Source organism: Nonomuraea guangzhouensis, assembly GCF_019396345.1.
Classification (GTDB): domain Bacteria; phylum Actinomycetota; class Actinomycetes; order Streptosporangiales; family Streptosporangiaceae; genus Nonomuraea; species Nonomuraea guangzhouensis.
This window is the reverse complement of the sequence record NZ_JAHKRM010000026.1, coordinates 1-20,882: the sequence shown is the minus strand read 5'-3', so window position 1 is coordinate 20,882 and position 20,882 is coordinate 1. Positions and strand designations below refer to the sequence as shown.

Below are 20,882 nucleotides of genomic sequence, written 5' to 3'. Positions count from 1 at the left end.
CGCGTGTAGGGTTCCGTAAGCGCTTGATCACGATTCGCGACAAAGGTGATTCGCATGTCATATCCCTCCCATGACCGCCATGATCGCCACTCCGGGTCGGCCCGTTACAGGGTCAATCCGGCGCGAGTGTGGGGAGGTGGCGTGGCCGCCGCCGTGGTGGCGGCGCTGATCGTGGTGGTCGGAGTCATGATCAGCGGCCGACTCCTGGGCATCCACGTGCTCACCCCCGCCGGGACCTCCGCGTACGGCAGTGCGGGGACCACGGGATACGCGATCACGGCCGCCGCTGCCGCGCTTGTCGCCACACTGCTGCTGTACATCCTCATGCTGTCGACGCCGGAGCCGACCAAGTTCTTCGCCTGGATCGCCGGGCTCTTCGCGGTCATCATCACGTTCCTGCCGTTCATGTACTCCGCCGACATCATCAAGCAGGTCGCCACCGCCATCATCAACCTCGTCATCGGCATCGCCATCGCCTCGTTGCTGACCTCGATCGGTCGCACGGCCATCGAGGAGATGCCGGATCCTGAGCCGTATCCGTACGAGCAGCCCCGCGGATACGAGCAGCCCCGCGAGTATGAGCAGCGCGGCTACGAGCAGCGCAGGTACGAACGCCCGCGTGAGTACGAGCAGCGCGGATACGAGCAGCGCGGCTACGAGCGCCGCGACCACGACCCGTACAGCTGAGCGGCCTCAGGGGCGGCGGGGTGCCGACACGACCAATACCACCAGCAGGATCACCCCGAACACCGCGCCCAGCAAAAGCAGGCCGAACCCCGCCAAGAGGTTCCAGTTCCCGAGGTCGCCGAGAACCGGGAGGGCGGGGTCCAGGTAGTACATGACGATCCACAGGACACCGATGATCCATGAGGCGGCCATCGCCAGAGCCGCCCATCGCACTGACCGGGTGGACCGCCGCGGCGGGACATCGGGCGTCCGAGAATAGGGGTCAGACACCGTTCGCTCCTACCGGTAGCCGGGAATCGCGCCAGAACGCCGACGACGTTACCCGAGAACGCCTGGGCGGAATACCCGGCTCACGCGCTGGACGCGTCCCAACGCGGTTGCTCGACACCGATCGTCACCACGTCGCGGACCGGGCCGGCGCGACGGGTGCGGCCACGGCGTTCCAGCCAGGTCACCACCTGGCCGAGGGTCAGGTTGACGGCGATGTAGATCAGCGCCACGACGATGGCCGCGGGGATGAAGTTCTGAAAGTTCGCCGCCACCACGTCCAAGCCCTGATAAAGCAGGTCGTTGTAGGAAATGATGAAGCCGAGCGCGGTGTCCTTGAGCAGCACCACCAGCTGGCCGACGATGGCGGGCATCATCGCCGTGACGGCCTGCGGCAGCAGGATCAGCCGCATCACCCCGGATGTGGACAGCCCGAGAGCGTACCCGGCCTCGGCCTGGCCGACCGGCACCGCCCTGACGCCGGCGCGGAAGATCTCGGCGAGCACGGAGCCGTTGTAGAGGACGAGCCCGGTGGTCAGCGCGGCGAACGCGGACACCGTGAAGCCGAGCTGGTAGCCGGCGAACTGGCTGAAGAAGATCAGTATCAGCAGCGGCACCGCGCGGAAGAACTCGACGACCGCCGCCGCGGGCACCCGGACCAGCCGGTACGCCGACAGCCGCGCCGCACCGAACAGCACCCCGAACGGCAACGCGAGCGCGACGGCCGTCACCGTGGCCACCAGCGTGTTGCCCAATCCGGGCAGGATGAGATTGACCCACACCCGGCCCGTCCCGAACGGCTCCCACAGCCGGGCGTCGAACTGACCCGTGTCCGCCAGCCTCCGCCACAGCAGCCAGCCGGCGCCGAGCAGGACGACGGTGAAGGCCACGCTCAGCACGTTGCCGCGCAGCCGCGCACGCGGCCCGGGCATGTCGTACATGGCGATCGGCGCGCCGGCCGCGCCGAGTTGCCGCACGGTCAGCCGTCCGGCCAGCCGGCTGAACAGCAGGCCGGTCGGCAGGGTCACGGCGAGGAACGCGGCGGCGAAGGCGAGGAAGATCGGGATCACCGCGTCGCCGTGGTCGTTGAACAGCTCCTTCATGATCGTGGCCGATTCCAGCACGCCGATCGCGGCGGCCACGGTGGTGTTCTTGGTGAGCGCGATCAGCAGGCCGCCGAGCGGCCCCACGACGTTGCGGAACGCCTGCGGCAGCACCACCAGGCGCACGGTCTGCGGGAAGGTCAGCCCGAGCGCGCGCGCCGCCTCGGCCTGCCCGACCGGCACCGTGGCCATCCCGGCGCGCAGCACCTCACACACGAAGGCCGCGGTGTAGCCGCCCAGCCCGATCACGGTGAGCCAGTAGCTCTGCACCGACTCGTCGGCCGAGAACCGCAGGTCCAGTACGCTGCCGAGGCCGAGTCCGCAGAACAGCACGACGAGCGTCAGCGGCACGTTGCGCACCGCCCCGACGTACACCGCCCCGGCCCGGCGCAGCACCGGCAGCGGGCTGATCCGCGCGGCGGCCAGCACGATGCCGAGCAGGAGCGCGACGACCGCGGACGCCCCCGTCAGCTTCAGCGTGAGCAGGAACGCGGCGATGATCCTGTCGTGTTCGTCCAGCAGCACTCGCATGCGAGATCAGTAGCGCTCAAGGGCCGGCGGGGCGGTGAAGTACGTGCCGAACTCGCCGAGATCGGCGTCGATGAACCGCTTCCAACTGCCGTCCTTGAACATCTGGGCGAGCGCGTCGTTGACGGCGTCGCGCCCCCGCTTGTCGTCCCGCCGCAGGCCGATGCCGTACTTCTCGGTCGAGAACGGCTTGCCCACCAGCCGGAACCTGCCAGGCGTCTGGGCGGCGAAGCCCGCGAGCACGGTCGCGTCGGTGGAGATCGCGTCGACCGTGGAGTTCTGCAGCAACGGCAGGCAGGCGCCGTAGCCGTTGAGGATCTTCAGGTGACCGCGTCCCCAGGCGTTGGCGACGTCCGCGACGCCGCCGAACCGCTCGGCGAGCCGCTTGGGCGAGTTGGAGCCGGACGCGCCGCAGACCACCTTGTCCCGCAGGCTGTCCACGCCGGTGATGCCGGTGTTGCCGGCCAGCACCAGAATGTCCTGGCCGGTGACCAGGTAGGGGCCGGCGAAGGACACCTTCCGCTTGCGGTCGTCGCTGATGGAGTAGGTCGCCACCACCAGATCGACCTGGCCCTGCTCGATGAACTGCTCGCGTACGTCGGAGGTGGTCTTCTTCAAGGTGACGTCCTGGTCGGCGACGCCGAGGTGGCGGGCGACGTATCTGGCGATGTCGACGTCCAGCCCGGTGAATCCGTTCGCCGTTTGCAACCCCAAGCCCGGCAAATCCGTCTTTATCCCGATAACGAGTGACTTTTTGCCGACGATGGAGTCGTCATTGTCGCCACAGGCGGTGAGGGAGGCCGCGAGCAGGGCGATGGTGAGCACGAGACAGGTGGGACTTGCGCGCATGACGTCTCCCTGAGTTCCAGCGGGAAGGGAAGGTGAGATGAGGTCGAAATCGGTTCGGCGGGCACGTCGATGCGCGCTAAAAGCCGATCATCCGGAAACCATACGTCAGCGTCCCCGCTAATCGGCGAAGTCTTTCTCGTTTGGGAAAATGCCGGTATCTTCGGGGGGCCGACCGCGCTTCGGGAAAAACCGGGAGCCTGCATTCCGGCCATGGCGCGGCCCAACATGAAGATCACATAGCGAAGCTCAGGCACGCGGTGTCCACATCGGGACTTCACATAACCCCGCGTATGGACAGAGACCACCACAGAACGCACACTGAGGGTCGCAAGCTCCCCCATCCCCGATCAATTCGGAAATCCATCATCTTTGTGATGGCCGGAGGGTCTTGAATGCCGCGATCGATTGCCAAGCGACCGCCGCTACAGGGAGTATTCCGTGCGCCCGGCTCCAAACCCGAAACTCAGCGCGCCCTCCTCATGGGCACGCTGGCCGGCGGCCGGACCTCCATCCATTCCCCGCTCGTCTCCCGGGAGACCGCGCTCATGGCCGACGCGTGCCGGGCCCTCGGCGCCGAGATCACCCGTAGCGGTGACCGGATCGACATCGTGGGCGCGGACCCGTGGCGCACGGCCCACGGCCCCGGCTACGTCTGGGCGGGCGGCTCGGCGCTCATCGCGCGGGTCTGCGCCGTGATCGGATCGGCCCTGCCCGGCCGGCTGATCGTCGACGGCACCTGCTCGCTGCGTGAGCGCCCGTTCGGGCCGCTCTTCGAGGTCCTGGCCGGCAAGGACGTCGGCTTTCTGTTCCCCGGGCCACCTGGCCGGCCGCCGTTCGCGACGCTGTCGGACCGCCTGCCCGGCGGCCGGTACGACCTGGCCACCACCGTCTCCTCGCAGTTCGCCACCGCGCTGCTGATCGCGGCCCCGCTGGCCGCGGACCCGCTACGGCTGCGGCTGCGCGGCCCGCTGTACTCGATGTCCTACATCAGGCAGACGGTCGACATGATGAGCCGCTTCGGCGTGCCGGTCCAGGAGGCATCCGGCATGCGCGAACTCACCGTCCCCGGCGGGAAGCGATACCAGGCGCGGACCTTGAGGCTGACCGGCGACTACACCTCGGCCTCCTATCTCATGGGCGCCGCCGCCGTGACGCGGGGCCGCGTCACCGTCACCAACCTGGACCCGCACAGCGCGCAGGGCGAACGCACGATCGTCGACATCCTCACCGAACTCGGCGCCCGCATCCACCGGCTCGACGGGGACGGGAGCGTCACGATCGACTGCGGCGATCTGACCGGGGCCGCCGACGCGGCCTTCGACCTGCGCGACTGCCCCAACATCCTGCCCACGGTGGCGGCCGTCGCGGCGACCGTGCCGGGCCGGATCCGGATCACGGGAGGCAGGCTCACCCAGCACCACAAATCCCCCCGCATCGCTGCGATGGCCACCGAACTCAGCAAGGTCGGCATACCCGTGGCGCTGGTGACGGACCGGGACGGAGCGGTCGACGGGCTTGACATCCGCGGCCGGGTGTCCCACGAGGGCGACGCCGACTTCTCCGACCACGGCGACCACCGCATCCTGATGGCGACGGTCCTGCTCGGCCTGGCCGGCCGGCGGCCGTGCCGGATCGGCGACGCCGCCGACACCGCCGACTCCTTCCCGGCGTTCATGAACCTGCTCGACCTCGACGCCGAGGTCTTCGCCGAGGAGCGCTGACATGGCCCTTTCCCCGTCCGACATCGCCCGGTACCGGAGCCTCGGCTACCTCACCGACCTGCCCGGCCTCACCGTAGGGGAATGCGAGGAGCTGGGCGCGCGGATCGCGGCGTTCGGCCGGCGGCACGGCGTCCAGGAGCAGTTGGTGCTGCGCAACAAGGCGCATCTGAAGCTGCCGGCGTTGGCGCCGGTCGTCGCGGATCCGCGCATCGTGGACGCCGTCGAGGCGGTGCTCGGGCCGGACGTCCTGTGCTGGGGGTCGTCGCTGTTCATCAAGGAGCCGGGCGGGCCCGAGCAGGTGGCCTGGCACCAGGATTCGTACTACTGGGACATCGAGGGCGACGCCGTCTGCACCGCCTGGGTGGCGCTGATCCCGAGCACGTCACTCAACGGCGCCATGCGGGTGATCCCCGGCAGCCACCTGCTGCCCCCTCGCCGGCACGCCGCCTCGCCGTCGGGCAGCGCCAACATGCTCTTCTCGTACGAGGAGATCTCCGGGGAGGTGAACGAGGCCGAGGCGGTCGAGCTGACGCTGGCCGCCGGCCGGTTCTCCCTGCACCACATGGCGATCGTGCACGGGTCGGCGGCCAATCACTCGGCCGGGCGGCGGATGGGCTACTCCATCACCTATCTGAATCCGGCGAAGGTACGTCATCATGCCCGTCGTACTCATGGGCTGCTGGTTCGGGGGCGCGAATGGGGGATGTTCTCCCCTGACCCGGTGCCCGACGGTGAGATGGACCCCGCCGTCCTGGCCTTCGTCGACGAACAGTTCGGCCGGCTCGCTCCCCGCTCGGGAACGGCCGGCCGGACTTCGTCACGCTGATCTCATCACGCTGATCTCATCACGCTGATTCGTCCCGCCGATCCCGGGCCCGCCGATCCCGGCGCCAGTCCCCGATCCCGCGAAGAAGGGGGAAGACGGTGCCGATGAGCGTGCCCCACATGACCGGTACCCCGCCGATCTGATAGCCGACGGCCATCAGGGCGACGACGGGCACGGCCGTCAGGAGGGCCGTGAGCGTACCCGGCAGGAGGAACACCACCACACGCCGGGCGGACGCGAGAAGGGCGTACGCCCTCCAGAGGATCTTTCGGAATTTGAGCGAATGAGCGGGATGTGGATTGTCCGTGGTCTGTCCGCTGACATTGTGCTTCATTGGAATCGACCTCCAGAAGCTTTGATCTGACGGAGGTTGGCCACTGAGCGGAGGGGTGCCCGATTCGGCTGGCAGCCTGGGGACACAGGCGGCACAACAGCAGCCATTGGGCGCTCCCCGCTCAGGGGTGTAGCATGAAATTTCCTTTCTGTGGGGGTTCGGGGCAGCTGGTCACGAGCTCATGGGGTTGATTTCGCTCCTGGCCGCCAACATCATCATCGACGCTATGTGACCTTGCATTTTCGAGTATGGTGCGAGGTTCCCCCTGCGTCACCCCTGCACGGCGGCTGGATACTCACGGATTCCTCCGTTTCTGGACGCCTTCATCCACCTATTGCGGGACGTCCGTACGGAGCTTTCATCGACATTCCGGAAGTTTCGCCCATTCTCGGAGCCTGCCCGCGAAGTTCGGAGCATCTTGCTCCGTGGCGATATTCTCGGGCTTCCCCGCGACTCCACGCTTCGCCCGTGCTACCCGACTAATTCCAGTTATCCTCCTTCTTATAGAGAGCTCTTCCCGATGTCTCCCCGATCCCGGGAGCCCGGGAGACGGTGGGAGGTGCAGCAGGCAGTGGCGAGGGCGCACCGGGAGCCACGACCTTCCACCGTGGAGTTCATCGTCCTGCTCCGGGCACTCGGGATGGCGGTCGAGTCCCACGGGGTCTCCCACGCGCAGGTCGAGCGACTGCTCTGCCTGCGCATCACCACAGGTCGCGACGCCGAGAGAGCACTCAACGAGCAGCCGCCCGCCGGGGTGGCCGAGCGCCTGCGGCAGGAGGTGGCACGCAAGAAGGCCGTGGAGGAGAGCCGGCTGGCCCGCCTGGACGCCCGCCGGGACAAAGCGGGAGGGCAGCGCATCGGCGAATTGCTCGCCGGGAAGTCCCCGCGAGGCGCGATGCCTCCCAAGCCGCGTGTCGAGGTATGCGTGGACATTTTCCTGGAGGTCTTGGAGGCGAAGGATCCCACCGGCTACGCCGCGGGTCGCTACGGCACCCTGGAAATGTGGCTGGAGCTGTGGCGCGACGCCGACCAGGGCAACATGCCGAACCTCGGCCGGCGGGCGAGGACCGTGAGCGGCTACGTGGACATGGCCCGGCAGCAGCTGACGGCCTCGGCCCTCGCCCAGACGGACCCCGCACCTGCGGACCAGGAGACGACCGCGCCCCATCCCCTGCCCGTGTCCGTCGCCGGGGGCGGGGCCGCCGAGCCGCTCGCGAACGCCGACGTGCGGCTCGGGCTCGCGCCGGACTACGGAGACGAACTCGCCAGGACCAGGGCCGAACTCGCCCAGACCAAGTCCGATCTGGCCCGGACGCTGGCCGAACGGGACCTCGCCACCAGGCCCGCGAACGGCGCCGCGGACCCGGCCGAAGGGGAGCTGGAGCGGGAAGTCGAACGCCACCGGACCGCCACCGCGCGGTTCAAGTCGATCACCCTGCCGCTCGCCATCATCGCCACAGCGGTGATCACCTGCCTGGCCACAGCCATCGTCGTCCAAGCGGCCCCCGCCGGCGGCACGCACACCCCGGACGTGGTCCTGCGGTTCAAGGATCCGTACGAGCTCACCCCCGGCCGCGAAGGCGTGCGGATCCCCCTCGACCTGGTCTCTCCCCCGAGCTCCCCGGACACCGCGGACGAGGGCGAATGGACGATCGCCCTGCACCTCGGCCTGGCCTCGGAGTCCCTGGCGGACGCCTGCGTCCACGACTCCCGGCTCACGTACACGCTGATCGGCGACGGCAACCAGATCGCCCACGGCCCGCTGTCCGCCGGGCAGTCGAAGATCGCCACCCCGCCCATCCCCGTCGGCAACCTCGGCGCGATATCCGACCTGCAACTCCACGTCGTCGTGGTGGTGGCAGGAGAGTTCGGCAAGAGCTGCAAGTTCACTCTCGACCCATCGGACACCACAGCGCACCGGGTGCGCTGAGCCCAGCAAGGAGACCCATCGTGCGCCCATGGTGGTGGATCGTCAGCTCCGGCACGTTAGCGCTTGTCCTGATCTCCTGCGGGCAGGCGCCCCCCGCCGGCTCCAAGCCGCCCGCGCACAGCCGCTTCTACCAGGACGCCGGCCTGCGCATCGGCTCACACGGCGACCAGCCCGGCATCGGCCTCTACGACTTCAAGACCAACGCCTGGTCGGGCCTCGACGTCGATGTCGCCTACTACGTGATGGGCAAGCTGGGCATCACGTTCACCCGAGACAACAATCACCTCCACCCCGTGCAGACGGCGGACCGGGACGACCACCTGCTCAAGGGCATCGACAATCTGATCATCGCCAGCTACTCCATCACCGACGGCCGGATCAACAAGGGGATCACCTTCTCGATCCCGTACCTGCTCAGTTTCCAGGACATCCTGATCCGGGAGAACGACAAGAACAAGATCAAATCCGTCGAGGATCTGCGTGCCCGCGACGTCTGCACCACGTCTCCGGCCAGCACGCCGTACCAGCATCTCGACGCGCTCAACAGGAAGTTCAGCCCCAAGATGACCCTCGACCCGCAGGCCAGCATCGCCCTGTGCGTCGACAGGCTGCTCGCCGGCGACACCGACGCCGTCGTCACCGACAACGCGATCCTCTACGGCCACCAGGCCGCCAATTCCGGCTTGTACCTGGTGAACACCAAGGTCTGGGACAGGCCCGAGCAGTACGGCATCGGCATGATCGCCAAGTCACCCACGGACGCCACGGAGATCAACAACGCGATCAGGGACATGATCAAGGACGGGACCTGGGCCAAGTCGATCGTCGCCAACTTCTGCCCCAAGAACACTCCACCCGACCGCCCCTGCGACCTGGCGCAGACCTTTCTCAGCAACCCGCCCACCGGCTGAAAGCCATGGCGAACGCCGTTGCCTATCGCCAAATCCTTAGTTAACTTTCCTATATGAAGTCGCGCATCCTTGCCGCGCTCACGATGACCGCGGCCACCCTCGTCGCCACCATCAGTCTCAGCTCGCCCGCACAAGCCGAAATACCCGGCTATGTGAAGCAGGGCGCCTACGGCTGGCCCGACCAGTGCACCGGGGTCGGCTACTACGGCCAGACCAACGGCACCTGGCGCTTCTACTACTGCGAGACCGTCATCCCGACCAACTGGAACGCCCCCGGCCTTTACTACCTGTGGGTGGAGTACTGATCCGCGACTTGGACGATCATCTTGCCGGTGTTCCGTCCGTGCAGCAGGCCGAGAAAGGCCTCTACTACCTGGTCGAAACCGGTGACCACCGTCTGGTCCGCGACGAGGTGCCCTGACTGGATGTGCGGCACGAGCAGCGCCTCCAGCTCTCCCTGCAGGTGACCGTACTCGCGTACCAGGAAGCCCTCGAGGCGGATGCTCTTGCCCACCACCTCGTAGAGATTGCGCGGGGCGGCCGGTGGCTGCTGGGCGGAGTTGTACTGGGAGATCGCGCCGACCCAGACGATGCGACCGTGATCGCGCACGGCGCCGATCGCCGCCTCGAGGTGTTCGCCGCCGACGTTCTCGACGCAGACGTCGACTCCGTCGGGAGCCACCTGGGCGAGCAGTTCGGCGACCGGCCGCTGGTGATAGTCGAAGGCCGCGTCGAATCCGAGTTCCTCGGTGAGGTGCTTCGCCTTGGCCGCCGAGCCGGTGCTGCCGACGATCCGCTTGGCGCCCAGGATGCGGGCGATCTGCCCGGCCGCGGTCCCGACACCGCCCGCAGCGCCGGAAATGAACACCGACTCCCCCGCCCGCAGCCGCGCGATCTGGCTGAGCGCGACATAGGCGCTCAGTCCGGTGCCACCGAGAATGCCGAGGTAGGCGCTGATGGGAACGCCTTCCGTGACCGGCAGGACACGTGCCTCCTCGGGACTGACCACGGCATGCGTGCGCCAGGCCTTCCGGTGAAAGACCAGGTCCCCGACCAGCAGCCGGGAGTCCCGCGACGCGATGACCCGCCCGATGGCGCGTCCTTCCAGCGGGCTGTGGAGCTCCCAGCCCTCGTCCATCAGCTCGCGCATGTAGGGATCGACGGACAGGTAGACGTTCTCCACGAGGGCCGTACCGGGGGACGGCTGCGGAACGGGTTCCTCCACGAACACGAACTCGTCGCCCGTCGGCATGCCCAGGGGGCGGGATACCACATGGACGACTACTGACGTGTCAGCCATAACAACCTCCTTCATGGGCCGAGCGGGTCATCGCATCGGCGAAAGTCAGGCGCGCGCGGCCTGCGGCACCGTCAACCGGCCTGTGCGCAGCAAACCGGTCGCTATCGAAGCGGCTTCGCGTACTTCCGTGGTCAACCACAGCCGCCGATCACGGAACCGGTCCGCGGGCACGGACACGGTGAACGCGCCGAACGGTGAGCCGGAAGCGTCGAAGAACGGTGCGGCCACGCAGGACACACCGTCACAGAATTCCTCCAGGTCCAGCGCGTATCCCTGCTTGCGTACGCGCGCCAGCTCGGCGACGAACCTGTCGTACTCGGTGATCGTGTGCGAGGTGACCGGCGCGAGTTCCACCCCTTCGAACATCGCGGCCACCTGCTCGTGGGGCAGGAAGGCGAGCACGGCTTTGCAGGAGGCGCGCGCGTGCATGTGGCCGGTGTAGCCGACGTCGAGATTGCCCACGCTCACCGCATGCAGGCCGGACAGGTAGTGCTGCAGAGTGAGCGTGCCGTGATACCAGCCGGACAGGTAGGACGTCTCCTGGGTCTTGTTGTGCAGTCTGGTGAGGATCGCGGCCAGCTCGGGCGACGGCCCTGACCGCTGCTGGAGATGCCGGCTCAACGAGGCCGCACGCGGGCCCACGTCATAGCGTCCGCCGGGCAGCCGGACCACATGTCCGGTGGCCAGCAGTGTGCGGAGCAGGTGGTAGCACGTGCCGATCTTGATGTCGAGCTTGCGGCTCAGTACCTTCGCCGTCGCCGTGCCGTCGGCCGTGGCCACGGCTTCGAGCAGCGTCAAACCGCGCTCCAACGTGTGCAGTACGGTCTGCGTGTTCGTATCGGGCATCAGTCACCTTCTTCCGGCTTCCGGCGACCGCTACTGTGCGGCTTGAGCTCGGCCTTGCGCACAAGAATGAAGTGATTTTTCGATTATCTGAAATCCCGCCGACGGACGGCTGAAGACATCGGCCGCCGTCTCCTAACGTGTGCCTGCGATCCGTACGAAGGAGTAACCGATGATCCGCCGCTGGAACCCGGTCGATCTCGCACCGCCGATCGGCCAGTACAGCCATCTGGCCGCCGTACCGGCTGACCACGAGCTGGTGTTCATCTCCGGCCAGGTCGGTGTGCTGGAAGACGGCGCTCTGTCCGGCCCTGACGCGGAATCTCAGACGCGGCAGGCCCTGACCAACATCGAGCGGCTGCTGGAGTCCATGGACGCGGGGCCTGAGCAGCTGGTGAAGCTGCTGACACTGGTCTCGGGCACCGAGCACCTCGAGGGATACCGTGCCGCCAGAGAGGACGTGTTCGCCAGTTGGTACCCGGGGGGTGACTGGCCCGCCCACTCGCTCGCGGTGGTGGCCGCGCTGGCCGCTCCTGAGCTGACAGTCGAGATCGAAGGCATCGCCGCGGTGCCGCGCCGGTGATCTCCCGCCCGATCACCTCGGCCCGGTTCCGGGAGCTCTTCCCCGCACTCCGTTCGACGGTCTGGCTCGACACCCCCGGCGCACCTGACCCAGTCACTGGGTGTGCTGCGTTTCGACGCGGCCAGGATCCGTCCCGACTACTTCGCCGTGCACGGATACAAATGGCTGCTGTGCCCGCGAGGCGCCGCCTGGCTCGTCACCAGGCCCGACCGCCTCAGCGAGCTGAAGCCCCTCGTGCCGGGATGGAAGTCGACAAACCCGCCGTACCAGTATTTCGGGGGTCCCGCGAACCTCGCGCAGGATGCCAGGAGAGGCGATGCGTCACCGGCCTGGTTCTCCTGGATCGGCGCCAAGGCCGCACTCGAACTGCTCACCTCGCTCGACGCTGATCAGGTCGAACGGCACTGCCTCGAACTCGCGGGGCAGCTGACCGGCCAAGCGCGGGCGATCGGCCTGCGGAGGGTGACGGACGGCCCGGGATCCCACATCGTCGTACTCCATACCGACAAGGCCGACCACGTCGCCCTGCGGCTGCGCGAGCACGGCGTGCGAGCCACCGCCCTGAGCGACCGGATCCGCTTCGGTTTCCACTACTTCAACGAAGAGCCGGACGTCGTCGCGACCATGCGAGTCCTGCGCGGAGGTCGGTGATTCACGAACTGGCGGGAGTGGCCGTGAAATAAGGGGAGACATCCAGCTTGTCCGGCACCTCCAACAGCCTGCGCGTCAGCTTGCCGTCGAACCCCATGACGCGGACCTCGTCATTGACCGCATTGTCCTGCTCCCAGCAGTAGAGCCGCGACTCGTCGTACCAGCCGAGCACCTTGTCGCAGTCGGAGGAGAACCTGCGGACCTGCCTGCCGGTGGCGGCGTCCCAGAGGCAGTGGTCGCCGTTGCCGCCACCCGGGCAGTCGGTCACGAACGTCTTACCTGAGGGCGAGAAGATGTCGCGGGTCCCGGACGCCAGCGGCCCGACACCCGGCAGGTCCCGCGTGGGCCTGCCGGAGGCGTCGAAGAAGCGCAACCCCTCGTCCTTGCCGTAGACGATGACCACGCCTTCTTCATCGCCGTCCCAGCCGAAGTCGCTCCCCCGGATCGAGTCGTCGGCGACATCGATCACCTTGACCTTGCCCTCGGGCACGTCGATGATCGCGAAACCCACGGTGACCCAGTCGTTCTTGATCTTCTTGTTGACGTTGAGCAGGATCTTCGAGCCGTCCTTCGACCAGGAACGGAGCGCGGCGTCCAGCGGCTTGCGTACGGTCTTGATCCGGAAACTGGAGCCCGCCGGCCTGTCGGTGAGCAGGATCGAGTCGTAGCCGTCCGAGGTGTATCCGTACGGTCGTCCCGCGAGATAGCGGCCGTTAGGGGAGACCAGCGACTCCACGTTGCCCGGATACTTGTCGAACGTGCCGCGCAGCGATTGCCGGGCATAGTCGACGTCGTCATCATTCTTCTGGTCATCGACCTCGTACGCCGTCAGCGTGACCGGGTCGGACGGCTGCTCGAAGAGCGTGATCGCGCCGCCGGGCAGCGCGGTCTTGACGGGAGCGGCCGGGGCCGGAGTCGCCTTCTTCGACGATGTGGCCACGAGCTGCGGCGGGGCCGTGGGCTTCCGCAGCCACCCGGGCACGACGGCCACTCCGGCCACCACGGCGACCGCCGCGATCAGCGCCCCCGCGCCGATGAGGATCGGCTTGCGCGACGGCCTGGTACGGTCCGCGTGCGGAGCGGCCTGCTTGGCCCCCTCCACGAGGGGGTCGGAGTCGGGCCCCGCGTTCCGCAGCAGGCGCAGGATCACCTGCTTGGCCGTCGGCCGCCGCGCCGGGTCCTTGGCGAGGCACTCCCCTACCAGGTCACGGAGCCGTCCATCGAGCGAGCCCAGATCGGGCGGGTTCCTGAGCACCCTGCTCATCACGGCGTGCGTCCCGTCGTTGCCGAACGGCGCCCGCCCGCACGACGCGAAGACCATCGTGGCCGCCCAGGAGAACAGGTCGGTCGCGGGTCCGAGCCCCTGCCCCATGATCTGCTCGGGCGACATGTAGGCAGGCGTCCCGATCTGCGTGCTGCTCGTCATCGTGGTCGGACTCAGCGTGCGCGCGATCCCGAAGTCGATCACGCGCGGCCCGCCGGCGCCCATGATAACGTTGCCGGGCTTGAAATCCCGGTGCACCACGTCGGCCTCGTGGATCGCGGCGAGCGCGGTGGCGGTGCCGATGGCGAGCCGCTCCAGGTCGCCGCCGGTGAGCGGGCCGTCGTCCCTGACGATCCGCTCCAGGGAGCGGCCCTCGACGTATTCGCTCATGATGTACGGCCGGCCCTGCTCGACGCCCGTGCTGAGCATGGTGGCGGTGCAGAACGGCGCCACCCGCCGGGCGACCTCAGCCTCGCGCAGGAACCGCTCGACGCTGTCCTCGTCGTCGGACTGGTCATGGCGCAGCCACTTGATCGCCACGCGCGCGCCCATGGGGGTCCCGGCGAGGTAGACGACGCCCTGCCCGCCTTCGCCCAGCTTGCCGAGGAGCTCCAGGCCGGCCAGCTTCTGGGGATCCCCGGGCATGAGCGGCGTGAAGTTTGGCATGCGGTAATTGTGACGCTACAGAATGGATCTACCACAAGCTTGCCAAGCGCCGGAACATCATTCTGTCAAGGCCACCGGGACCCCTCCCGAGAGTCGGCGACTACCGTGGCTCCGGAGGCGCGTGGAGAGGATCGGCGATGCGCAAGGTGGACATCTTGCCGAAGGGGTCCGACACCCTCGGGCTTCCTCCAGCGGTGCCCGGCACCCTGTATGTCCAGGGAACCAACGGCGGGATACGCGTGGCGCCGGACGCCGGACTCGATGTGGTGTTCGGGCGTTGCGAGCCGGATGTCCATGTCTGCGTCGGCCCGAACGACCCGTACGTCAGCCGCCGGCACGGATACATCGCCTACCAGCACGAGCGATGGATCCTGTACAACCTCGGCAACCTGCCCATCCGCCTGCCAGGAGCACAGTTGGTACTCACCGGGCACCGGGCCACGTTGCCGGTGGGGCACACGCCACTGTTCATCGTCGCCCCCGAACAGGAACACCTGCTCGAAGTACGGATCGTCATGTCGCCACCGAGCCCGGTCACGCGTCATGAGACCGACACCCGCAACCCGCCCAAGTGGCGTCTGAGCCCCGTCGAACGCCTGGTCCTGGTCTGCCTGGGCCAGCGGTACCTGCGGCCTGAACCCTGGCCGCAGCCCCTGACCTGGGCCCAGATCGCCGACGAGCTCAGCCGCCTCAGGCCCGGAGAGGGATGGACCGGCAAACGAGCCGCCCACGTCGTCTCCCAGACCCGCAAGCGGCTCAGCTCCGAGGTGCCCGGGCTCCTGGAGGAGGAGATCCCGGCACCGCTGGGCAACACGCTCAACCACAACCTGATCACAGCGCTGCTGACCACCGCCACGATCACCCCATCGGACCTCCGGCTCCTCGACGAACCACCCGCCTGACCACCGGTAGGAGGTAGGGCAGGCCCCACTCCCAACTCTCTGGCACACTCCGGTGACCGGGCGGCGCCGCTGCCGAACGATGGTCGGCATGACGACAGCATCACCCCTCACCGGCGCGACCCGCCTCCGCCGCCTCATCGTTACGCCGATCCTCCTGTCCGTGGCGGCGGCCGGCCTCGCCTGCGCACCCGGCCGATCAGGAGACGCGGCCACCGCCGCGACCGGTGCCGACCGTACGAGTCCCGCCGAGGCCCGCCGGGTGGACCAGGTGCCCGCGCCCGTCCTGCACTGGACGAGGTGCCGGAAGACCGCCCAATGCGCCACCGCGGAACTCCCGCTGGACTACGACGATCCGCACGGCGCGACGATCAAGCTGGCGCTGTTACGGGTCACGGCGAAAGACCCCCGTCACCGCCTGGGCAGCCTCTTCGTCAACCCCGGGGGACCTGGCGACTCGGCCAGGGACCTGGCCGAGCAGGTGCCGCAGGTCGTGAGCAAGACCGTTCTCGACCGGTTCGACATCGTCGGAGTCGATCCACGCGGAGTCGCCGGCAGCACTCAGGTCCGCTGCTTCGCCACGAAGACGGCGCGGACCCGTACGGTGGCGCCGCTCACCGCCACCCCCTTCCCCGGCACGCCGGCCGGACAGCGCTCGTGGATCGGCGCCGCCCAGGCACTCGGCCGGGCCTGCTCCACCACAGGCCGGCGGATCGCGTCGGCGATGTCCACCACGGAGGTCGCCCGCGACATGGACGTCCTGCGGCGCGCCCTGGGCGACCGCGAGCTGACATACCTCGGCGATTCCTACGGCTCCTACCTCGGGCTGGTCTACGCGAACCTGTTCCCCGACCGGGTCCGGGCGATAGCGATCGACGGCGTCATCGACCCGCGGGCCTTGGCCGGTACGCCCGCCACCGCGGCCGAGCCGCTCTTCGACCGGATCGGCGCCGCCACCGCGAGCTACCGCGCGCTGCGCGAACTGCTCGAGCGCTGCCAGCGGGCCGGCCGGTCCCGTTGCTCCTTCGCCGACGCGAACACCCCGGCCCGCTTCGACCGGCTGGCCGAACGGCTCCGGGCCCGCCCGCTGCGCCTGGCCGCCCCCGGCGTCAGGGCGATCACCTACACGTACGCGAACCTGATCGCCGACACCGGTCAGTGGCTGCGCCGCCCCGACGGATACCGGGGCCTGTTCGCCGAGCTGACGGACCTGGCGCGGCTCACCGCGCCCGGCGGGGCAGGCTCGGGCCGCGCCGCCGTGGTGCGGCACCTTCTGAGCCGTCACTCCGCGGTACAGCCCGGACCGGGCGCCGACAACCCCCTCGAAGCCGCGTCCGCGGTGCTGTGCACGGACGGCCTGCACGCCGCGGACGCCGCCGCGTGGCCCGCGTACGCGGCCGCCGCCGACCGCCGCACCAAGTACTTCGGCGCGGCCGGGGCCTGGATCACGGCCCGCTGCGCGCGGAACACCTGGACCGCGCAGGACGAGGACGTCTACCGGGGCCCGTTCGACCACCGCACCGCCGCGCCCGTCCTGGTGATCGGCAACAAGTGGGACCCGGTCACCAGCCACGACAGCGCCGTGACGGTGGCGCGGCTGCTACCGGGCAGCCGCCTGATCTCCAGCGACAGCTGGGGCCACACGGCTCTGCTGACGTCCAAGTGCGTCGACAACGCGGTGTACGCCTACCTGATCCGTCCGATGGCCCCGGCGCCGAAGATCACGCACTGCCGCGGGGACGTTCAGCCCTTCTCCTGACGCGGCGCCGCAGCCTGAAACTTTCACCGGGAACGCGCCGCCGACCTGCCCGGAGGCGTCCCATCGGGGCGCCCCGCAGGCGGTCTCATTGACGATCGTTCCTGGCTTCGACTCCACTGACGGAAGCGCCCAAGGCCCTCTTCCTCTGCGACGACAAGCTACGTCGTGCGCATGAGACCGCGCCCCTGCCAGGCCCTTCCCCCAGGAGGCAAGGCATGAAGAAGATCGTGGCAGTGATACTCGCCGCCGTCACGCTCACCGCGACCGCGCACCCGGCGACGGCGGCCGCCCCAGGCGATGGAAGCCCCGCGGACCCCAACATCACCTACGTGGGCCGCTGGGACGGCGCGCACGTCCCCCAGTGGACCGGCGGTTACCTGGTCACCAAGTTCACCGGGACCACGGTCAAGCTCAAACAGCGTAACGCGGTGAACATGTACGTCAGCATCGACGGCCGCCCGGACGTCTTCTACCTCGGCGTCTCCGGCACGGTCGACCTGACGCCCACCCCGCTGGCCGCCGGCACCCACACGCTGCGCGTGAACTACCGGTCGGGCGACTGCGTCTTCCAGGGCCTGCTCCTCGACCCCGGCGCGCGCACGGTGGACGCCGGGACGTCCACCAGGCTCGTCGAGTTCGTCGGCGACTCGATCACCGCGGGCTCCCTGTCCTCGAAGCTCGCCGTGACGGCATACGGGTGGGTGCTCGGTGAGCGTCTCGGCGTACGGCACACGCAGATCGCCCGCGCGGGATACTGCCTGGTCGCCCAGTCGGGCTGCGTCGGCCAGAGCGGCCAGTTCTTCGACCTCGGCAGCACCGGCACGACGCCGTGGGACTTCACGCGCTACCAGGCGAGCGCCGTAGTGATCAACCTGGGGACCAACGACATCGGGCACGGCGTCACCGGAGCGACGTTCCAGACGGCGTACACCAACTTCCTGCGCGGCATCCGCGCGAAGTATCCGAACGCCGCGCTGTTCGCCATGGAGACGTTCAAGAAGCGCTACGTGGCCGAGACCAAGGCGGCGGTCGCGGCGCTCAACGGCTCCGGCGACGCCAACGTCCACTACATCTCCACCGAGGGCTGGCTGACCGACAACGTCGACTACGCCGACGGCAACGGCCACCCCAACGACGCCGGGCACGTCAAGGTCGCCAACCGGCTCGCCCCCATCGTCGCACCCAAGATCGGACTCTCATGAGGACCCGGCTGCTGCTGAGCACGCTCATCGTCGCCCTGGTCATGGCGATCACGCCGCGCGCCGAAGCGGCGAGGGGCGACGGCTCCCCCACCGACGCCAACATCTCCTTCACCGGGCGATGGGACACCTCCGTCTCCACCGCGTACGTGCCGTTCTGGGCGGGCACCTATCTGACCACCGGCTTCACCGGCAGGACGGTCAAACTGAGCCAGCGCAACACCATCGACCTGTACTACAGCATCGACGGCGGCGCGTGGGTCTACATCCAGAACGTCCGTGGCACGGTCAACCTCACCCCGACGCCGCTGGCCACGGGGAACCACACCTTACGCGTCTCCTATCGGGTCGTCGCCGGGTCCTATCACGGTGACGCCGTCTTCCAGGGCCTCGTACTCGACCCGGGCGCCACGACGTACGCGACCGCGGCGCCGCCCAAGCTGATCGAGTTCGTCGGGGATTCCATCACCGTCGGCACGACCACCTCCAAGAACGCCTTGACCGCCTATGGCTGGCTCATCGGCGAGCGGCTCGGGGTCAGGCACACCCAGATCGCCCAAGGCGGCGCCTGCCTGGTGGCGACCGCGGACGGCTGCGTCGGCCTGGAGGCGAGCTTCCCCAAGCTCAATCCCAACGCCGGCACCCCCAACTGGGACTTCTCCCGCTACCAGGCCAACGCGGTCGTGATCAACCTGGGCACCAACGACGTGGGGCACGGCGTGAGCACCACCACCTTCCAGGCGTCCTACACCCACCTGCTGCAGGAGGTGAGGGCGGCGTACCCCGCCGCGGTGATCTTCGCGCTGGAGACCTTCACCAGGCGGTACGCCGCGCAGACGCGAACCGCGGTCACCGCTCGCAATTCCGCGGGCGACGCGAATGTCTATTACGTCCCCACCGAAGGCTGGTTGACGAGCGCGAACATGTCCGACAATGTCCACCCGAACGACAGCGGCCATACGGTCATCGCCGATCGCCTGGCGCCGATCATCACCGCCAGGCTGTCAACTTGACCCGGCCCTGAAGGACCGGGTTTGGAGGTAGGGCACCACTGGCTGTGGTGTGGCCTCCTCCGTCCAGACCACCTAGGGGGTGGCTGGGACGCGTGACTCACGCCCCGCGATCCACGCAGCCTCGCCGCGTGCGGCGATGTTGCGGGAGGCATTCCGGTCGGCGTGGGCAACGACCCCGCAGTTCCGGCAGATGAACAGGGCCTGGTCGACCCGGTTGTTCTTGTCGATGTGATGGCAGTCGGCGCATTCCTGGCTGGTGTAGGCCGGATCGACATACACCAGCGGGACGCCCGCCCGCCGCGCCTTGTAGGCGAGGAAGGTCCCGAGCTGGTGGAAAGCCCAGGAATGGAACGTGACCCGTTGGGGCTTGCGGAGCCGTACCCTGTCCCGGATCGCGCCCAGGTCTTCCAGGGCGATACCGGAACAGGTGCGTGCGGCCTCGGTCACGATCTTCTTCGCGATGATGTGGTTGACGTTGCGTGCCGCGACTCTGTGCGTCGGCGGTGCTTGAGCCGTCGTCTGGCGGACTTGGTGGCTTTGGCCTGGAGTTTGCGGCGAAGCTCGAGTTGCCGCTTGCGGTGCCGGTTCAGGCCGCGTCCGGTGAACCGGGTCATGCCGTCCACGGTGGCGATGTTGACGATGCCCAGGTCCACGCCGAGCCAGCCGCCGGGCAGTTCGTTGAGCGGCGCTTCGGGCACCTCGCACACGGCGATCAAGTAGAACACGCCGTCGCGTTCGACCAGATCGGACTCGCCCCTGCGGTGCTGGCGCAGTGTCTTGAGCGCGTCGGCGGAACAGGCGAAGCGGACGTTCTTGATACGCCCGGCGGTGGTCCAGATACTGACCGTCTGAGCGTCGTACTGCCAGCTCAGACACCGGTCGTCGAACGGGTGCGCCGCCTCGGGGCGGAAGCTGATCGGCTTGGACTCGGCTGTGGTCCGGCGCTTGGAGCCCTTCTTGCCGAGGTTGCCGGCACGCAGGTTCGCCCGCAACGTGGTGTAGGCGTCACGGACCTTCTTGATGGTGTGCTGAGCGGCCTGCGCCCCCAACCCCCGCCGCTTCAACTCGGCATAGGTGAACGTGCGCAGCGCATACTCACGCGGCACACCGTGCTCGAACGCCACGGCCGACACCCAGTTCGCGGCGTCGTTGACCGCCCCCAGCGTCGCCGACAGCGCGGCGGCCTGATCGGCCTGCGGCATCAGCTTCACCCGCACGACGACCTTCACAGAGAAGATCGTAGCGTTTACCCTCCGTCACCACGCCGCGAACCCTGACATTCGCGGGGCCCTGCGGTCATCCCGCCCTTCACATGCACGTGGTCTGCACACCCCAGTACCGGCGCGGACCGTTCACGGACGACATCCTCCTGCGGCGAAGCACCGCCGTCCGTCATCAAGCAATACCTCGAGAACCAGAAACGCCCAGGCTGGGCTGCTCCCCCAAAGTTGCTGTCACCGCACCGCTCGGCCCTTGGCGGGCCTCCCGCGCTGCCGTTTCCTCCCGGGCGTGAACGTGAACGCCCGGGGTTCCACGACAGATCGCGCTG

The 20,882-nt window shown here is 68.4% G+C and carries 21 protein-coding genes; 12 read left to right on the top strand and 9 right to left on the bottom strand.

Annotated features, from left to right (window positions below; translation table 11 throughout):
• The first annotated feature begins 54 nt into the window (after window positions 1–54).
• Entirely contained in the window at window positions 55–687 is a 633-nt protein-coding gene (locus tag KME78_RS43065; RefSeq protein ID WP_246653193.1) for a DUF6069 family protein, read from the top strand.
• A gap of 6 nt (window positions 688–693) precedes the next feature.
• Here the strand turns inward: KME78_RS43065 and KME78_RS43060 are convergent, their stop codons facing one another.
• The 3 genes from KME78_RS43060 to KME78_RS43045 form a co-directional block, all read right to left on the bottom strand.
• Window positions 694–957 (bottom strand): cell division protein CrgA, encoded by a 264-nt coding sequence (locus tag KME78_RS43060; RefSeq protein ID WP_219535337.1) that lies wholly within the window; start codon window positions 955–957, stop codon window positions 694–696.
• A gap of 80 nt (window positions 958–1,037) precedes the next feature.
• Window positions 1,038–2,588: an amino acid ABC transporter permease gene (locus KME78_RS67540; RefSeq protein WP_308127348.1), complete on the bottom strand. Its 1,551-nt coding sequence runs from the start codon at window positions 2,586–2,588 to the stop codon at window positions 1,038–1,040.
• 6 nt (window positions 2,589–2,594) lie between these two features.
• Entirely contained in the window at window positions 2,595–3,434 is an 840-nt protein-coding gene (locus KME78_RS43045; protein WP_219535335.1) for a glutamate ABC transporter substrate-binding protein, read from the bottom strand.
• Window positions 3,435–3,826: 392 nt separating this feature from the next.
• On the opposite strand from KME78_RS43045, the gene KME78_RS43040 reads away from it, so the two are divergent.
• Window positions 3,827–5,155 carry a 3-phosphoshikimate 1-carboxyvinyltransferase gene (locus tag KME78_RS43040; protein ID WP_219535333.1) on the top strand — a complete coding sequence of 443 codons (1,329 nt, stop codon included), beginning with the start codon at window positions 3,827–3,829 and terminating at the stop codon, window positions 5,153–5,155.
• Window position 5,156: 1 nt separating this feature from the next.
• A complete protein-coding gene (locus KME78_RS43035; protein ID WP_219535331.1) occupies window positions 5,157–5,981 on the top strand; it encodes a phytanoyl-CoA dioxygenase family protein in 825 nt (274 codons plus the stop codon).
• Window positions 5,982–6,000: 19 nt separating this feature from the next.
• On the opposite strand, the gene KME78_RS43030 is transcribed toward KME78_RS43035, so the two are convergent.
• The gene (locus KME78_RS43030; RefSeq protein WP_219535329.1) at window positions 6,001–6,315 is read right to left on the bottom strand and encodes a hypothetical protein; all 315 of its coding nucleotides are present in this window, start codon (window positions 6,313–6,315) and stop codon (window positions 6,001–6,003) included.
• Between the two features lie 607 nt (window positions 6,316–6,922).
• On the opposite strand from KME78_RS43030, the gene KME78_RS67535 reads away from it, so the two are divergent.
• The 3 genes from KME78_RS67535 to KME78_RS43015 are packed head-to-tail and all read left to right on the top strand — an operon-like array spanning window position 6,923 to window position 9,461.
• Entirely contained in the window at window positions 6,923–8,245 is a 1,323-nt protein-coding gene (locus KME78_RS67535; RefSeq protein WP_219535328.1) for a hypothetical protein, read from the top strand.
• 20 nt (window positions 8,246–8,265) lie between these two features.
• Window positions 8,266–9,156, top strand: a complete 891-nt coding sequence (locus tag KME78_RS43020; protein ID WP_219535326.1) for a transporter substrate-binding domain-containing protein — start codon at window positions 8,266–8,268, stop codon at window positions 9,154–9,156.
• Window positions 9,157–9,209: 53 nt separating this feature from the next.
• Window positions 9,210–9,461: a hypothetical protein gene (locus KME78_RS43015; RefSeq protein ID WP_219535324.1), complete on the top strand. Its 252-nt coding sequence runs from the start codon at window positions 9,210–9,212 to the stop codon at window positions 9,459–9,461.
• On the opposite strand, the gene KME78_RS43010 is transcribed toward KME78_RS43015, so the two are convergent.
• Together KME78_RS43010 and KME78_RS43005 are read right to left on the bottom strand one after the other, a co-directional pair.
• The gene (locus KME78_RS43010; RefSeq protein ID WP_246653191.1) at window positions 9,440–10,456 is read right to left on the bottom strand and encodes an NADP-dependent oxidoreductase; all 1,017 of its coding nucleotides are present in this window, start codon (window positions 10,454–10,456) and stop codon (window positions 9,440–9,442) included. The genes KME78_RS43015 and KME78_RS43010 overlap by 22 nt on opposite strands.
• Before the next feature lie 45 nt (window positions 10,457–10,501).
• The gene (locus KME78_RS43005; RefSeq protein ID WP_219535321.1) at window positions 10,502–11,302 is read right to left on the bottom strand and encodes an IclR family transcriptional regulator; all 801 of its coding nucleotides are present in this window, start codon (window positions 11,300–11,302) and stop codon (window positions 10,502–10,504) included.
• 169 nt (window positions 11,303–11,471) lie between these two features.
• Between KME78_RS43005 and KME78_RS43000 the strand changes: the two genes are divergently transcribed.
• Both KME78_RS43000 and KME78_RS42995 read left to right on the top strand, forming a co-directional pair.
• Window positions 11,472–11,882: a RidA family protein gene (locus tag KME78_RS43000; protein ID WP_219535320.1), complete on the top strand. Its 411-nt coding sequence runs from the start codon at window positions 11,472–11,474 to the stop codon at window positions 11,880–11,882.
• 84 nt (window positions 11,883–11,966) lie between these two features.
• Window positions 11,967–12,533, top strand: a complete 567-nt coding sequence (locus tag KME78_RS42995; RefSeq protein ID WP_308127355.1) for an aminotransferase class V-fold PLP-dependent enzyme — start codon at window positions 11,967–11,969, stop codon at window positions 12,531–12,533.
• A gap of 1 nt (window position 12,534) precedes the next feature.
• Here KME78_RS42995 and KME78_RS42990 read toward each other — a convergent pair whose 3' ends face one another.
• Window positions 12,535–14,463, bottom strand: a complete 1,929-nt coding sequence (locus tag KME78_RS42990) for a serine/threonine-protein kinase (protein WP_219535317.1) — start codon at window positions 14,461–14,463, stop codon at window positions 12,535–12,537.
• A gap of 137 nt (window positions 14,464–14,600) precedes the next feature.
• Between KME78_RS42990 and KME78_RS42985 the strand changes: the two genes are divergently transcribed.
• From KME78_RS42985 to KME78_RS42970, 4 genes are all read left to right on the top strand, one after another.
• Window positions 14,601–15,365, top strand: coding sequence for an FHA domain-containing protein (locus tag KME78_RS42985; RefSeq protein WP_219535316.1), 765 nt, complete (start codon window positions 14,601–14,603; stop codon window positions 15,363–15,365).
• Between the two features lie 88 nt (window positions 15,366–15,453).
• Entirely contained in the window at window positions 15,454–17,121 is a 1,668-nt protein-coding gene (locus tag KME78_RS42980; protein WP_219535314.1) for an alpha/beta hydrolase, read from the top strand.
• Between the two features lie 215 nt (window positions 17,122–17,336).
• Window positions 17,337–18,323 carry an SGNH/GDSL hydrolase family protein gene (locus tag KME78_RS42975; protein WP_219535312.1) on the top strand — a complete coding sequence of 329 codons (987 nt, stop codon included), beginning with the start codon at window positions 17,337–17,339 and terminating at the stop codon, window positions 18,321–18,323.
• Entirely contained in the window at window positions 18,320–19,333 is a 1,014-nt protein-coding gene (locus tag KME78_RS42970) for an SGNH/GDSL hydrolase family protein (RefSeq protein WP_219535310.1), read from the top strand. The genes KME78_RS42975 and KME78_RS42970 overlap by 4 nt, the downstream gene beginning before the upstream one ends.
• Window positions 19,334–19,405: 72 nt before the next feature.
• Here the strand turns inward: KME78_RS42970 and KME78_RS68225 are convergent, their stop codons facing one another.
• Both KME78_RS68225 and KME78_RS68220 read right to left on the bottom strand, forming a co-directional pair.
• On the bottom strand, window positions 19,406–19,780 hold the full coding sequence (locus KME78_RS68225; protein ID WP_372455069.1) for an RNA-guided endonuclease InsQ/TnpB family protein: 375 nt from the start codon (window positions 19,778–19,780) through the stop codon (window positions 19,406–19,408).
• On the bottom strand, window positions 19,777–20,562 hold the full coding sequence (locus KME78_RS68220; RefSeq protein ID WP_372455068.1) for a hypothetical protein: 786 nt from the start codon (window positions 20,560–20,562) through the stop codon (window positions 19,777–19,779). The genes KME78_RS68225 and KME78_RS68220 overlap by 4 nt, the downstream gene beginning before the upstream one ends.
• Between the last annotated feature and the right edge of the window lie 320 nt (window positions 20,563–20,882).